This is a genomic window from Pseudorhodoferax soli (assembly GCF_003337555.1).
Lineage (GTDB): Bacteria > Pseudomonadota > Gammaproteobacteria > Burkholderiales > Burkholderiaceae_C > Pseudorhodoferax > Pseudorhodoferax soli.
Window position 1 is genome coordinate 1 of sequence record NZ_QPJK01000021.1, and the last position, 14,186, is coordinate 14,186.

14 protein-coding genes and 1 pseudogene are annotated in these 14,186 nt (G+C 70.2%); all 15 read left to right on the top strand.

The window, feature by feature from the left end; all coding sequences use genetic code 11:
• Window positions 1–88 precede the first annotated feature (88 nt).
• Window positions 89–622: pseudogene (locus DES41_RS37330) on the top strand (ABC transporter ATP-binding protein); the annotation flags it as partial.
• Window positions 623–731: 109 nt separating this feature from the next.
• Window positions 732–1,640: a 2-hydroxyacid dehydrogenase gene (locus DES41_RS37335; RefSeq protein WP_114472752.1), complete on the top strand. Its 909-nt coding sequence runs from the start codon at window positions 732–734 to the stop codon at window positions 1,638–1,640.
• Between the two features lie 16 nt (window positions 1,641–1,656).
• Window positions 1,657–3,042 (top strand): aminotransferase, encoded by a 1,386-nt coding sequence (locus DES41_RS37340; protein ID WP_114472753.1) that lies wholly within the window; start codon window positions 1,657–1,659, stop codon window positions 3,040–3,042.
• Window positions 3,043–3,044: 2 nt separating this feature from the next.
• Complete coding sequence (locus tag DES41_RS37345; RefSeq protein WP_114472754.1) at window positions 3,045–4,082, top strand: histone deacetylase family protein; 1,038 nt, start codon at window positions 3,045–3,047, stop codon at window positions 4,080–4,082.
• Window positions 4,079–5,323 (top strand): Zn-dependent hydrolase, encoded by a 1,245-nt coding sequence (locus tag DES41_RS37350; protein ID WP_114472755.1) that lies wholly within the window; start codon window positions 4,079–4,081, stop codon window positions 5,321–5,323. The genes DES41_RS37345 and DES41_RS37350 overlap by 4 nt, the downstream gene beginning before the upstream one ends.
• The gene (locus DES41_RS37355) at window positions 5,320–6,213 is read left to right on the top strand and encodes a DMT family transporter (RefSeq protein ID WP_114472756.1); all 894 of its coding nucleotides are present in this window, start codon (window positions 5,320–5,322) and stop codon (window positions 6,211–6,213) included. Before DES41_RS37350 ends, DES41_RS37355 begins: the two co-directional genes overlap by 4 nt.
• A 36-nt stretch (window positions 6,214–6,249) precedes the next feature.
• Complete coding sequence (locus DES41_RS37360) at window positions 6,250–6,939, top strand: GntR family transcriptional regulator (protein WP_114472757.1); 690 nt, start codon at window positions 6,250–6,252, stop codon at window positions 6,937–6,939.
• 755 nt (window positions 6,940–7,694) lie between these two features.
• On the top strand, window positions 7,695–8,399 hold the full coding sequence (locus DES41_RS37365) for an SDR family NAD(P)-dependent oxidoreductase (protein ID WP_114472758.1): 705 nt from the start codon (window positions 7,695–7,697) through the stop codon (window positions 8,397–8,399).
• A gap of 8 nt (window positions 8,400–8,407) precedes the next feature.
• Window positions 8,408–9,436 (top strand): histone deacetylase family protein, encoded by a 1,029-nt coding sequence (locus DES41_RS37370; protein ID WP_114472759.1) that lies wholly within the window; start codon window positions 8,408–8,410, stop codon window positions 9,434–9,436.
• Window positions 9,437–9,438: 2 nt separating this feature from the next.
• Entirely contained in the window at window positions 9,439–10,539 is a 1,101-nt protein-coding gene (locus DES41_RS37375) for a phosphotransferase (protein WP_114472760.1), read from the top strand.
• Window positions 10,532–11,806 (top strand): aspartate aminotransferase family protein, encoded by a 1,275-nt coding sequence (locus tag DES41_RS37380; protein ID WP_114472761.1) that lies wholly within the window; start codon window positions 10,532–10,534, stop codon window positions 11,804–11,806. Before DES41_RS37375 ends, DES41_RS37380 begins: the two co-directional genes overlap by 8 nt.
• A gap of 38 nt (window positions 11,807–11,844) precedes the next feature.
• Window positions 11,845–12,138, top strand: a complete 294-nt coding sequence (locus DES41_RS37385) for a type II toxin-antitoxin system RelE/ParE family toxin (RefSeq protein WP_114472762.1) — start codon at window positions 11,845–11,847, stop codon at window positions 12,136–12,138.
• 2 nt (window positions 12,139–12,140) lie between these two features.
• Entirely contained in the window at window positions 12,141–12,479 is a 339-nt protein-coding gene (locus tag DES41_RS37390; protein ID WP_114472763.1) for a BrnA antitoxin family protein, read from the top strand.
• A gap of 31 nt (window positions 12,480–12,510) precedes the next feature.
• Window positions 12,511–13,293: a sterol desaturase family protein gene (locus DES41_RS37395; protein ID WP_114472764.1), complete on the top strand. Its 783-nt coding sequence runs from the start codon at window positions 12,511–12,513 to the stop codon at window positions 13,291–13,293.
• The gene (locus tag DES41_RS37400) at window positions 13,226–14,182 is read left to right on the top strand and encodes a fatty acid desaturase family protein (RefSeq protein WP_114472765.1); all 957 of its coding nucleotides are present in this window, start codon (window positions 13,226–13,228) and stop codon (window positions 14,180–14,182) included. The genes DES41_RS37395 and DES41_RS37400 overlap by 68 nt, the downstream gene beginning before the upstream one ends.
• The last annotated feature ends 4 nt before the right edge of the window (window positions 14,183–14,186 follow it).

A 14,186-nucleotide genomic window follows, 5' to 3' on the forward strand; every position in this document is an offset into this window, starting at 1 on the left:
CAAAACGTTGGACTGGAGGACTCCCACGGAGGCGCTGAACGACTACCTAAAATCCGCCGCGTAACCCGGTGTTGCGTCGACCGGTTGAATCCACCTGGTGTTCCAGGACCCGTATGCCTCGCTGAACCCGCGCCACCGCATCGGTTCGGCCATCGCGCAGGGCCCGATCGCACAGGGCTTGTCGAAGGACAAGGCGCTGGCGCGCGCGGCCGAGCTGCTGCAGCTGGTGGGCCTGGGGCCGGAGGCGCTGGACCGCTTCCCGCACGAGTTCTCGGGCGGCCAGCGCCAGCGCATCGGCATCGCGCGCGCGCTGGCGATGGAGCCGCAGCTGCTGGTGGCCGACGAGCCCGTCTCCGCGCTGGACGTGTCGGTGCAGGCCCAGGTCTTGAAGCTCTTCGCCGAGGTGCGCGAGCGCTTCCAGCTGGCCATGGTCTTCATCACGCACGACCTGCGCGTGGCCGGCGAGATGTGCGACCACATCGCCGTGATGCAGCGCGGGCAGATCGTCGAGTACGGTGAGACCGCCAAGGTGCTGGCGGACCCGCAGCACGCCTATACGCGCACGCTGATCGAGGCGCAGCCGAGGTTGTCGGCTGCTGCTGTGGAGGCGGTAGCGGTATGAGCGCACGCGACGAGGGGCCCCGCGCAGCGGGGATCGGCGCCAGCGCGCATGCCGCTGGCCACCGACTGCATGCCCCGTGGAACAACAGCGACTGTTCGGAGGTGGCGGCATGACGTTGCAGATCGCCCTGGTCTCCGACCAGATCGCCATGGACTACCTGCGCCCCGCCTTCAGCGCGCGTTTTCCGCAAGCCAAGCTCCACCGCATCGACACCGAGGTGCAGGAGCTCGACGCCCTCGCAGAGATCGACGCCGTGGTCTGCTGGTCGCCCCCCGTCGGCCTGCTCGCCCGCATGCCCAGGCTGCGGCTGATCCAGTCCGTGGGCGCGGGCACCGACCACATCACGCGCGACACCACGCTGCCCGACGTGCCGATCCACCGCATCGTCGATTCCGAGATGGCCGCCGGCATGAACGCCTACGTGGCCTGGGCCGTTGTGCACGGCCAGCGCCACATGGGCGGCTACATCGAGAGCCAGCGCCGCGCCGCGTGGGAAGAGTCGCCCGTCGTGCCGCCGGGCCGGCACCGCGTGGGCATCGCCGGCCTGGGCGTGCTGGGCCAATCCGCCGCACGCGCGCTGGCAGCCATCGGCTACCGCGTGCGCGGCTGGAGCCGCAGCCCCAAGCAAGGCTTGCCCGAAGGCGTCGAGGCCTACCACGGCGATGCCGCGCGCGCCGACTTCCTGGCCGGCTGCGACACGCTGGTCTGCCTGCTGCCGCTGACGGACGACACCCACCGCATCCTGAACGCCGAGCTGTTCGCGCAGCTGCCGCGCGGCGCCCGGCTCGTCAACGCCGGCCGTGGCGCCCAGCTGGTACAAGACGACCTGCTCGCGGCGCTGGAGAGCGGGCAGATCGCATCGGCCGTGCTGGACGCCTTCGTCGAGGAGCCGCTGCCGCAGGCGCACCCGTTCTGGCACCACCCGCGCATCACCGTCACCCCCCACATCGCCACGCGCACGGGCCCCGAGGCCATCGCACGGCAGACCGAAGACAACCTGAAACGCCTGAGCGTTTAAAACCAAGAGGAGCCCCATGGCCAAAGACCTGCTGAGCACCGGCGAGAAAGATGTCGCCACCCACCTGCATTCCTACACCAACCTGGCCGCGCTGCCGCAGACGCCGCCGCTCGTCATCGTCAGTGGCGACGGCATCCACGTCGTCGACGACCAGGGCAAGCGCTATGTCGAGGGCATGTCGGGCCTGTGGTGCGCCTCGCTGGGCTTCTCCAACAAGCGCCTGGCCGCAGCCGGCGCCAAGGCGCTGGACACCCTGCCCTACTACCACACGTTCAACCAGCGCACCAACGTGGCCGTGGCCGATCTGGCCGAGAAGCTGCTGGCGCTGGCGCCCGTGCCCATGGCGCGCGTGTTCTTCGCCAACTCGGGCTCCGAGGCCAACGACAGCGCGGTCAAGATGGTCTGGTACTACCACAACGCCATCGGCATGCCGGCCAAGAAAAAGATCATCGCGCGGCGCAACGCCTACCACGGCGTGACCGTGGCCGCGGCCAGCCTGGGCGGGCTGGACGGCAACCACCGCGACTTCGACCTGCCCATCGCCACAGCGCCCGAAGCGCGCTTCCTGCATGTCGACTGCCCGCACCACTACCGCTACGCGCAGGATGGCGAGACCGAGCAGGACTTCTCCACCCGCCTGGCGCAGCAGATCGAAGAGCGCATCCTGGCCGAGGGCCCGGAGACGGTGGCCGCCTTCATCGCCGAACCCGTGATGGGCGCGGGCGGCGTGCTGGTGCCGCCGGCCGGCTACTTCGAGAAGGTGCAGGCCGTGCTGCGCAAGTACGACGTGCTCATGATCGCCGACGAGGTGATCTGTGGCTTCGGCCGCACCGGCAACATGTTCGGCTCGACCACGCTCGGAATCCAGCCCGACATCCTGTGCTGCGCCAAGGCGCTGTCGTCGGGCTACGTGCCGATCTCGGCCGTCATGGTCAACGACAAGGTGCACAGCGCGATCGCCGCCAACAGCGGCAAGCTGGGCAGCTTCGGCCACGGCTACACCTACTCGGGCCACCCGGTTGCCTGCGCCGTGGCGCTGGAGACGCTGCAGGTCTACGAGGACGAGAAGCTCATCGACCACGTGCAGGCGCTGGCCCCCGCCTTCCAGGCCGGCCTGCGCTCCTTCGCCGAGCGCCGCTGGGTGGGCAACTGGCGCGGCGTGGGCCTGATCGGCGCCATCGAGCTCATGGCCGACAAGGCCGCGCGCACGCCCTTCGCGGCCGACCGCAAGGCCGGCTACCGCTTCGCCGCGCTGGCGCTCGAGGAAGGCCTGATCGTGCGCGCCATGGGCGACAGCATCGGCCTGTGCCCGCCGCTCATCATCACTGCCGCCGAGCTGGCCGACCTGTTCGCGCGCCTCACGCGCGCCATGGACCGCTTCGACGCCGAGATGGGGGTCTGAGCATGCAGGCCTTCTTCTCCGACGACCAGCTGCTGCACGATCCGCAGCAGTACATGCGGCTGGGCCGCATCTGCAAGCCCACCGACCTGCCCACGCGCGCCGAGGCGCTGATGGGCACGCTGGCCACCCGCGGAATCACCGTCAGTGCGCCGCCCGAGGCCGGCCGCGCCGCGCTCGAACTGGTGCACAGCACCGACTATCTGGACTACCTGCAGACCGCCTACGCGCGCTGGCAGGATGCCGGCGCCTTCGGCCTGCAGCCCGGCATCGAGGTGCTGCCCAACCTGTCGCCCCACGGCCAGCGGCTGGGCCCCTGCCCTTCGCCCTCGGTGGTGGCGCAGACCGGCTGGTACATCGGCGATCTGTCCTGCCCCATCGGCCCGAACACCTGGCGCTCGGTGCTGCGCTCGGCCCATGCCGCGCAGGCCGCGGCAGAGACCGTGCGGGCCGACGGCGGTGTCGCCTATGCGCTGTGCCGCCCCTCGGGCCACCATGCCCAGCATGCGCGCGCCGGCGGCTTCTGCTACGTCAACAACAGCGCCATCGCCGCCGCCACGCTGCGCCAGAGCCATGCGCGCGTGGCCGTGCTCGACATCGACGCCCACCACGGCGACGGCACGCAGCAGATCTTCTACGACCGCGCCGATGTGCTGACCGTCTCCACGCACGCCGATCCGGCCGGCTACTACCCCTGGTACACCGGCTACGCGCACGAGCGCGGCGCCAGCGACGGGGAAGGCTTCAACCTGAACCTGCCGCTGCCCCATGGCAGCGGCAACGCCGCGTTCGCCCAGGCGCTGGACCAGGCCATGGCCGCCATCGAGCGCTTCCAGCCGCAGGCGCTGGTGATGCCGCTGGGCTTCGACACCTACAAGGACGACCCCATCAGCGTGCTGAAGTTCGACATGGAGGCCTTCCGCCTGGCCGGCGCGCGCGTGCGTGCGCTGGGCCTGCCCACCGTGGTGGTGCAGGAAGGCGGGTACATGGTCGAGGCCATCGGCGCCGCACTGGACGCCTTCCTCGAAGGCCTGCAGGCATGACGGTTTCGGTGAACGGCGAGCGGCTCTGGCAGAGCCTGATGGACCTGGCCCGCATCGGCGCCACGCCCAAGGGCGGCAATTGCCGCCTGGCACTCAGCGCGCTGGACGGCCAGGGCCGCGATCGCGTGGTCGGCTGGATGCGCGAGGCCGGCCTCCAGATCACGGTCGACGCGATCGGCAACATCTTCGGCGTGCGCGCAGGGCGCGACGCGGCGCGCAAGCCGGTCATGACGGGCAGCCACATCGACACCCAGCCCACAGGCGGGCGCTTCGACGGCTGCTACGGCGTGATGGCCGGGCTGGAAGTCATGCGCACGCTGAACGACCAGGGCATCACCACCGAGGCCCCGCTCGCCCTGGCGATCTGGACCAACGAGGAAGGCACGCGCTTCGTGCCGGTGATGATGGGCTCGGGCGTGCACTGCGGCGTGTTCCCGCTGGAGACGGCGCTGTCTGCCACCGACACCGACGGCCTGGTCGTGCGCGACGAGCTGGCCGCCATCGGCTATGCCGGCAGCGCGCCCATCGGCACCGTGCAGGCCGGCAGCTACCTGGAAGCCCACATCGAACAGGGCCCGATCCTGGAGGCCGAGGACACCGTCATCGGCGTGGTCACGGGCTCGCTGGGCCTGCGCTGGTACGACGTGACCGTCACCGGCATGGAGGCCCATGCCGGCCCCACGCCCATGGCGCTGCGCCGCGACGCGCTGTACGCGGCCACGCACCTGATGCAGGCGGTGGTCGACATCGCCAACGCGCCCGAGTTCGCGCCGGCAGGCCGCGGCACCGTGGGCGTGGTGAACGTGCACCCGGCCTCGCGCAACGTGATCCCGGGCCGCGTCACGTTCACGGTGGACCTGCGCCACGAAGACGCCGCGCTGCTGGAGCAGATGGAGCAGCGCTTCCGCGCCGCGGCTGATGCGCTGGCGGCCGGCGAGACCACGGGCACGCCGGTGCAGGTCGACATCGCCTTCGTGCAGGAATTCCCGCCCACGCCATTCGACAGGACGCTGGTGGAGCGCGTGCGCAGCGAGGCCGTCGCGCGCGGCAGCAGCCACCGCGACATCGTCACCGGCGCCGGGCACGACGCCGTCTACATGGCGCGCTGCGTGCCCACCGCGATGATCTTCGTGCCCTGCAAGGACGGCATCAGCCACAACGAGGTGGAAGACGCCGATCCGCGCCATTTGGAGGCCGGGGCCAACGTGCTGCTGGGGGCGATGCTGTCGCAGGCGGCATGAGCGCGGTGCAAGCCACGGCCCCGCTGCCGCGCAGCGACAGTGCCGCCACCGGCATCGCGCTGTTCCTGGGCGCGCTGGTGCTGTTCGCCGCCTACGACGCGTTCGCCAAGCAGATGGTGGCCAGCTACGCGCCGGCCGTCGTCAACCTGGGCCGCTACACCGCCATCGGCGCGCTGGCCTTCGTGCTGCTGCTGCGCCATGGCGACCTGCGCCTGTGGCGCCAGCCGCACCAGAAGCTGCTCACCGCGCGCAGCGTGTCGCTGGCCATCGTGGCCACCTGCTTCATGACGGCGCTGGTGACCATGCCGCTGGCCGAGGCCACGGCCATCTACTTCACGGCACCGCTGATCATGGTGGCGCTGTCGCCCTGGCTGCTCGGCGAACGCGTGGGCCGCGCGCAGTGGACAGCCGTGCTGCTGGGCTTCGCGGGCATGCTGTGCATCGTGCGGCCCGGCGGCAGCCTGCCGCTGGTGGGCACGCTGCTGATGGCGGTGTCGGCGGTCTGCTATGCGGTGTTCCAGGTGCTCACGCGCAAGCTCTCGGGCCTGGTGCCGGGGCCGGTGCAATTCGCCCACATGGCGCTGGCCTGCCTCGTCGTCACCAACATGCCGGTGCTGTTCATGCCGCACGTCACGCTGCCGCCGTGGCCCGAGATGGCGCTGCTGATCGCCGGTGGCGCCGTGAGCGGTTGCGCCCAGCTGCTGTTGCTGGCCGCGTTCCGCCGCGTCGGCGCGGCCACGCTGGCGCCGCTCAACTACGTGCAGCTGCTGCTGGCGGTGCTGATCAGCACGCTGTGGTTCCAGCGCCCGCCGGACGCACTGGCGCTGGTGGGCATGGCGTTGATCGCTGTCGCCGGCGTGTACCTCGCCAGGGCCCGCCGGCCCGCATGATCCAGACCAACACACGAGAGACAAAGGGAGCACACCATGAGCACGAGCCGGCTTGAAGCCGCCGCCCCACCCGCCTTCTCCTCGATCCAGATGCCGGATCTGGTCGGCGTGGTCGAGGCGCAGCTGCAGGAGGCCATCCTGTCGGGCCGCATTGCGCCCGGCGAGCGCATCGTCGAGGCCGAGTTGGCACGGCAGATGGGCGTGAGCCGCGCGCCCGTGCGCGAGGCCGCGCGCCGGCTCGAGAGCCTGGGCCTCTTGGTCTCGCGCCCGCGCCACGGCTTCGCGGTGCGCACGGTCTCGTCCAAGCAGGTCAACGACCTCTACGAAGTGCGCATCCAGCTCGAGCTGCTGGGCGCCGCGCTGGCCTGCCAGCACGCCAGTGACGCCGAACTCGCCGCACTCGATGCGCGCGTGAACGACATGGTGGAGCGCGCCGAGACCATGGCGTCGCAGGAGCGCGTGGCGCTGGACCTGGACTTCCACTTCGCGATCAGCGCGCTCTCGGGCAACCACTACCTGCACCGTTTGTTCGACAACATGCAGACCGAAGTGCGCATGTTTCTCGCGCTCAGTGAAGACAGCTACGGCGACCTCAAGGTGCTGGCAGAGACGCACCGGCCGATCGCCCAGGCCATGGCCCGGCGCGACGTGGATGCGGTGCAGCATGCGCTGTGCTTCCATCTGGAAGACGCCAAGGCGCATGCCAGCGGACTCTTCAAAAACTGACATGAAAAGCCGCCTGTCAGCGCGCAGCACGCCAAGTCTCGCCCCATGCTTTGGCCGAGCGCAGCGATGGCCCGAGCCCCAGGCCGAGCGCAGCGACGGCCCGTGTGGGACTTCCCCCTGTGCCACTGCCGAGGAGCGCAGTGCCATGGGCTGCGCGGGGAACCTCGCGCTTCAACATCTGACTCATTGCGCTTGTCCGAGCGTAGTGAACGCAGTGAACGGTGCGAGTTGCGCAATGCAGCCCATGGCGCGAGCACCGCAGGTTGCCCGGAGCGTTAGCGGAGGGACAGGGGCACCGGGGTCGCCTTCTTTTGCTTACTTTTCTTGGCGAAGCAAGAAAAGTGAGTCGTCGTGCGGGGGCGAAATCCCCGCCTCCTCATCTCGATCCACAGTTGGTGTGCATAGAAACACTGCTTTGAAACAAGCACCAGGGACCGGGATATGCCCCCGGCAGTGCAGTCACTTTCTCTTGCTCGCCCAAGAGAAAGTAACCAAAGAGAAGGCGGCCCCGGTGCCCCCGTCCCTGCGCTGGCGCTCCGGGCAACCTGCGGTGCTCGCGGCCTGGGCGCATTGCACAACTCGCACCACTCACTGCGTTCGTTCAGCTCGAACAAGTGCAATGAGTCAGTTATTGAAGCGCGAGGTTCCCCGCGCCGCCCAGTCCACTGCGCTCCTCGGCGTGGGCACAGGGGTGGGAGCGGGGTCACACACGGGCCATCGCTGCGCTCGCCCCTGTCCATGAACGGAGCACGTGGATGAACGAACACTCCCCCATCGCCATGGTCAGCGGCGGCACCCGCGGCATCGGCCTGGCCATCGCCCGCGAACTGCTGGCCCACGGCTGGCGCGTCAGCGTGGGCGCGCGCAGCGCGACCGACGCCTTTGCCGGCTACAGCGCCGACCAGCTGCGCGTCTACCGCTTCGACGCCGAAGACAGGCAGACCGAGACCGACTGGGTGGCCGCCACCGTGCGCGACTTCGGCGGCATCGACGCGCTGGTGCACAACGCCGGCATCCTCAGCACGCGCTCTGTCGTCGCGGCCGACGACGACGAGGTCGACCGGCTGCTGGAGGTCAACGTCAAGTCGCCGCTGCGGCTCACGCGCAAGGCCTGGCCGCACCTGCTTGCCGCGCGCGAAGGCAAAGTGCTGGTGATGGCCTCGCTCGCGGCCAAGCGCGTGCGCAACGCCGACGCCTCGCTCTATGCGCTCAGCAAGGCGGCGGTGCTGTCGCTGGCGCATGGCATCCGCCACTGCGGCGCCGAAGCGCGCGTGCGCTGCACGGCGCTGTGCCCGGGCTTCGTCGCGACCGACATGGTGGCCGGCCTGCCGCTCGAACAGCAGCAGCAGGCCACGCGCCCCGAAGACATCGCCCGCATCGCGCGCATGGCGCTCGAACTCCCCGCTTCGGCCAGCGTGGCCGAGATCCCCATCAGCTGGACCGTCGAACCCCAATACTGAAAGCCCCCATGAAAGTCATCTACAGCGACCAGCACACCGGCCACGACCCGCAGCAGTTCATCGTGCGCGGCCGCATGAAGCGCAGCAACGAGCAGCCCGAACGCGGCACGCTGCTGCTGAACGCCGCGCGCGCCCAGGGCCACGAGGTGGTGGCGCCCGCCGACCACGGCCCCGGCCCGCGCGCCGCGATCCACACGCCGCAGTACCTGCGCTTCCTGGAGACCGCGTGGGAGCGCTGGCAGCAGCTCGAGGGCGCGTCCGAAGAGGTGATGCCCAACGTGCACCCCTTCCCGGGCCAGCCCTTCACCTACCCCGACAGCCTGGTCGGCCAGGCCGGCTACCACATGGGCGACATGGCTTGCTCGATCGGCCGCCACACCTGGCACGCCGCGACCTGGTCGGCCCACGTGGCCACGCACGCGGCCCAGCTGGTGCTGGACGGCGAACGCGCCGCCTACGCGCTGTGCCGCCCGCCCGGCCACCATGCCTATGCCGACCGCGCCAACGGCTTCACCTACCTCAACAACGCGGCCATCGCGGCCCAGCATCTGCGCGGCCGGCACGACCGCGTGGCCATCCTGGACATCGACGTGCACCACGGCAACGGCACGCAGGGCATCTTCTGGCGCCGCCGGGACGTGCTGACCATCTCGCTGCACGGCGACCCCCACTTCTGCACGCCCTTCTTCACGGGCCACGCGCACGAGATGGGCGAAGGCGAAGGCCTGGGCTACAACCTGAACCTGCCGCTGGCGCGCGGCACGCAGGACGAGGGATTCCTCGCCGCGCTGGCGACGGCCCTGGCCACCATCCGCGCCTATGCGCCCGGGGCGCTGGTCGTGGCACTGGGGCTGGACGCGCACGAGCACGATCCCTACCAGATGCTGGGCGTCAGCACGGCGGGCTTCGGCCGCATCCTGGGCGAGATCGCGCGGCTGGGGCTGCCCACGGTGCTGGTGCAGGAAGGCGGCTACCTGTCGGAAGACCTGGGGCCCAACCTGGCGAGTGCGCTGGGTGGGTTCGAGAAGGCGGCCTGAGCATGGAAGACCTCGACGCCGCGATCCGCGCGGCTTTGCCCGAAGCCGCGGTGTTGACCGCCCCGCCGGCGCCCGTCGCCACCGACTGGGCCGCCGACTTGCTGCAGCGCCTGTACGGCATGCAGGGCCAGCTCAAGCCACTGACGGGCGAGCGCGATGCCAACTTCCTTCTGGAGCCCGCGGACACGTCCAACGGCGGCACGCGCTGCATGCTCAAGCTCTCGCACCCGGACGAAGACCCTGTGGTGGCGGACTTCCAGACCCAGGCGCTGCTGCATGTCGCGCGCACCGACCCAACCCTGCCCGTGCAGCGCCTGCTGCCGGATCGGCATGGCGCACCCTCGGTGCAGATCGAAGACGCGGAAGGCCGCGCCCGCGTGGCCCGCCTGTTCAGCTACCTCGAAGGCATGCCCATGCCGCAGGCGCCGCGCTCGGCCGCACAGCGGACCAGCGTGGCACGCATGTTGGCCCGGCTGGACTGCGCGCTGGCCGGCCTGGACCACCCGGCCGCCATGCGCGAGTTGCCCTGGGACATCCAGCGCGCCGACCGCGTGCGCCCGCTGCTCGTGCACGTGGCCGACCCGGCCCGGCGCGCACTGGCCGAGGCCGCGCTCGACGGCTTCGCGCAGCGCACCCAGCCCCGGCTGGCAGCCCTGCGCCGCCAGCCCATCCACAACGACTTCAACCTCTACAACCTGCTGGTCGATCCGGCCGACCCGACGCGTGTGTCCGGCATCCTGGACTTCGGCGACATGGTGCATGCGCCGCTGGTGGACGACCTGGCCGTCGCGGCCTCGTACCACATCGACGAACAGGGCGACGCGCTGGCCACCATCGCACGGTTCGCGGCGGACTACCACGCGGTCTCGCCGTTGACGGAGGCCGAGACCTTCGTGCTGCTCGACCTGGTGCGCGCACGCCTGGCCATGGTGGTCGCGATCAGCGGCTGGCGCGGCGCGCGCCAGCCCGATAACGTTCTCTACCTGATGCGCAACAACGCCGTGTCGTGGGCGCGCCTGCAGGCCTGCGCCAACCTGACTCCCGAGCAGGTGCAGGACGCCATCCACGCCGCCTGCCGCACCCAGGAGACCACCCATGCCTGAGACCACCACCGCCGACCTGCTCGCGCGCCGCGCCCGCCTGCTGGGCCCGGCCTACCGGCTGTTCTACGAAGAGCCCTTCCACCCCGTGCGCGGCGACGGCGTGTGGCTGTTTGATGCCGCCGGCACGCCCTGGCTGGACGCTTACAACAACGTGGTGCCGCTGGGCCATGCGCGGCCCGAGGTGGTGGAGGCCATCGCGCGCCAGGCCTCCGTGCTGAACACGCACACGCGCTATCTGCACGAGGGCATCCTCGACTACGCCGAGCGCCTGTTGGCCACCATGCCGCCCGAACTCGGCCACGCCACCTTCACCTGCACGGGCAGCGAGGCCAACGACCTGGCCATGCGCATCGCCACGGCGCACACGGGCGGCACCGGGCTCATCGTCACGCGCTTCGCCTACCACGGCGTGACGGCGGCCATCGCCTGCGCCTCGCCCTCGCTGGGCCAGTACGTGCGCATCGGCGACCACGTGCGGCTGGTCGACGCGCCCACGGGTGGTGATGCTGAAACCGGCAAGCGCTTCGCCGATGGCGTGCGCGCGGCCATCGCCGACCTGCAGGCCCATGGCCTGAAGCCGGCCGCGCTGCTGGTCGACACCGTGTTCTCCAGCGACGGCGTGTTCACGGCCCCGGCCGGTTTCCTGCGCGAAGCCGTGGACGCCATCCACGCGGCCGGTGGCGTGTTCATCGCCGACGAGGTGCAGCCCGGCTTCGGCCGCACCGGCGAGGCCTTCTGGGGCTTTATGCGCCACGGCGTGGTGCCCGACATCGTGACCATGGGCAAGCCCATGGGCAACGGCCACCCGGTGGCTGGCCTGACGGTGCGGCCCGAGGTGATGAAAGCCTTCGGCCAGGCCAGCCGCTACTTCAACACCTTCGGCGGCAACCCGGTCTCCATGGCCGCGGCGTCGGCCGTGCTCGACGTGATCGAGCAGAACGATTTGCAGCGCAACGCGCTGAACGTGGGCAGCTACCTGCGCGAGAAGCTGGCCGCGCTGGGCCAGCGCCATGCCATCGTCGGCGAGGCCCGCGGCGCCGGCCTGTTCATCGGCCTGGAACTGGTGACCGACCGCGCCACGCGCGCGCCGGCCACCGCGCAGGCGGCCAAGGTGGTCAACGGCCTGCGCCAGCGCCAGGTGCTGCTCAGCGCGACCGGGCCAGACGCCAACGTGCTCAAGATCCGCCCGCCGCTGGTGTTCCAGCGCGAGCATGCGGACCTGCTGGTAGAACGGCTGGACGAGGTGCTGGGCACGCTGTTCGGCTGACGGCTTGAAAACGATTTTTTTGTTACTACAATGAAATCGTGTTCACCGTCGTCGAAACACCGACCTTCCAGAAGCAGGCCGCTGCCATCTGGTCGCAGGACGAGCGCCATGCCTTCATTGCCTGGATCGCAGCCCACCCCGAAGCGGGTGATGTGATCCCTGGCGCCGATGGCGCGCGCAAGGTCCGCTGGGCCGTGCAGGGCAAAGGCAAGCGGTCCGGCGCACGGGTGATCTACTTCAACCTGTCCGGCGACGAGATCGTGTTGCTGGTGGCCGTCTATGCCAAGGCCGACCAGACCAACATCGCGCCCAAGGACATCCACCGGAGTTAGGCATGGGGCTGAAACGTCTGAACATCGACAAGGTTGCGGCCGCCATCGAGGCGGATGCCGGCGAGGCCTTGCAAGGCCTGCGGGAGTCCTTGGCCGAAGCCAAGGCGGCCCGGTTCGCGGCCGTCCACACGCCAGAGCAGATCGCGGCGCGCAAACGCGGCCGACCAGCCGGCAGCGTGAAGGCAGATGCCAAGGTCTCGACCACGATCCGTTTCGACCCGGAGGTGCTGGAAGGGCTCAAGGCCACGGGGCCGGGCTGGCAAACCCGCGTGAACGACACCTTGCGCCGGGCACTCAAGGCCGGCCGCCTCAAGCCCGACACGGCCGAGACGGAAAGTTGAGCGGCTGGGCTATCCTTCGGCCCGCACCACCATGGGCCAAGCCTTCCAATCCCTCTCGCTGCCCGCCGTCATGGCCTGGGGCCTGCTGTTCTTCGGCGGCATCTACCTGGGCCTGGGCGGGCTGAACTGGCTGCTCACGCGGCACCTGCTGCCGGCGCTGGGCATCGGCCGCATCCTCGATCCTCGGCCCGTCACGCCCGAGCAGCTGCGGCGCGAGTTGCTGCAGTCCGGCGGCTCGGTGCTGGTGTTCGGCCTGGGCATGGTCTTTCCCTGGGGGCTGCTGCAGCTGGGCTGGGCCCGCTTCGCGGTGGATCCGAGCGGCTGGCGCATCGCGGCGGAAATCCTGGTGCTCGTGGTCTGGAACGACATCCACTTCTGGATCAACCACCGGCTGCTGCACACGCGCTGGCTCAGGCGCTTCCACGGCCCGCACCACCGCTCGGTGGTCAGCACGCCCTGGTCCACCTACAGCTTCCACCCGGTGGAGGCGGCCATGCTGGGCAACGTGATCCTGCTGCCCATGGTGCTGCACGACTTCAGCTTCTGGGCGCTGGCCTCGGTGCCGGTGTTCAGCCTGGTGCTCAACAACATCGGCCACGCCAACTACGACTTCTTCACCGGCGTCTCCTACAGCCACTGGTTCGCGGCCAGCCGGCGCCACCACCTGCACCATGCAGCGCATGCCGGCAACTACGGCTTCCAGTTCACCTTCATGGACAGGCTGTTCCGCACCCGGCTGCCGGCCGATGCGGCCGATCCGCAGATCGCCGCGTTCCGGCGCAAGCAACAGGCCCGGCGTGCGCCCGTGGGCTGAGCGCCTGCCCCGGCTGCGCCACCGCAGCGACTGGCAGAGCCTGCTGTACCTGGTGGCCTTGCCGGCCCTCGCGGCCTGGCAGTGGCTGCATGGTTTCAACGCCCTGCTCTACGCGGCGATGCTGTTCCTCACGCTGGGCATCGGCGTGATCCACCACAACCACACGCACCTGCGCATGTGGCGCGGGCGCCGCACCAACCGGGCCACCGACCTGTGGATCACGCTGCTGCAGGGCCACCCGAGCTTCGTGTTCTGGCCGGCGCATGTGGCCAACCACCACCGCCACCGCCACGGCCCGCTGGACATGGCGCGCACCTACCGCTTCGGCGGCGACACCAACCACCTGCTCGGCTACCTGCTGCACCCGTTGCAGGCGGCGTGGGTGCTGTACCCGCTGTTCCTGCGCTGGCTGGGCCGGCTGCACCGCCACCAGCCCGGCGCCTTTCGCTACTGCATGGCGCAGTACGCCGTGTGGCTGGGTTCCTGGGCGCTGCTGCTGGCAATGGACTGGCGCAAAGCCCTGCTGTTCGTGATCGTGCCGCAGCTGCACGGCCTGCACTGGCTGCTGGCCACCAACTACCTGCAGCACGCGCACGCCGACGGCAGCGCGGGCGGGCGCCAGCCGCAGGGCCAGTTCAACTACGCGCGCAACTTCGAGGGCTGGCTCAACCCGCTGCTGTTCAACATCGGCCTGCACACGGCCCACCACGAGCACCCGCACGCGCACTGGTCGGAACTGCGCGGCCTGCACCACGCGCACTACCGCGCGCGCGTCGATCCTGCCCTCAACGAAGGCGGGCTGGTGCCGTATATGCTGCGCGTGTTCGTGCTCGGCAGCGTGCTGCCGCGCTACCGCAGCCGCTCGCTGATGCCGGCCCCAACCGACTGATTCC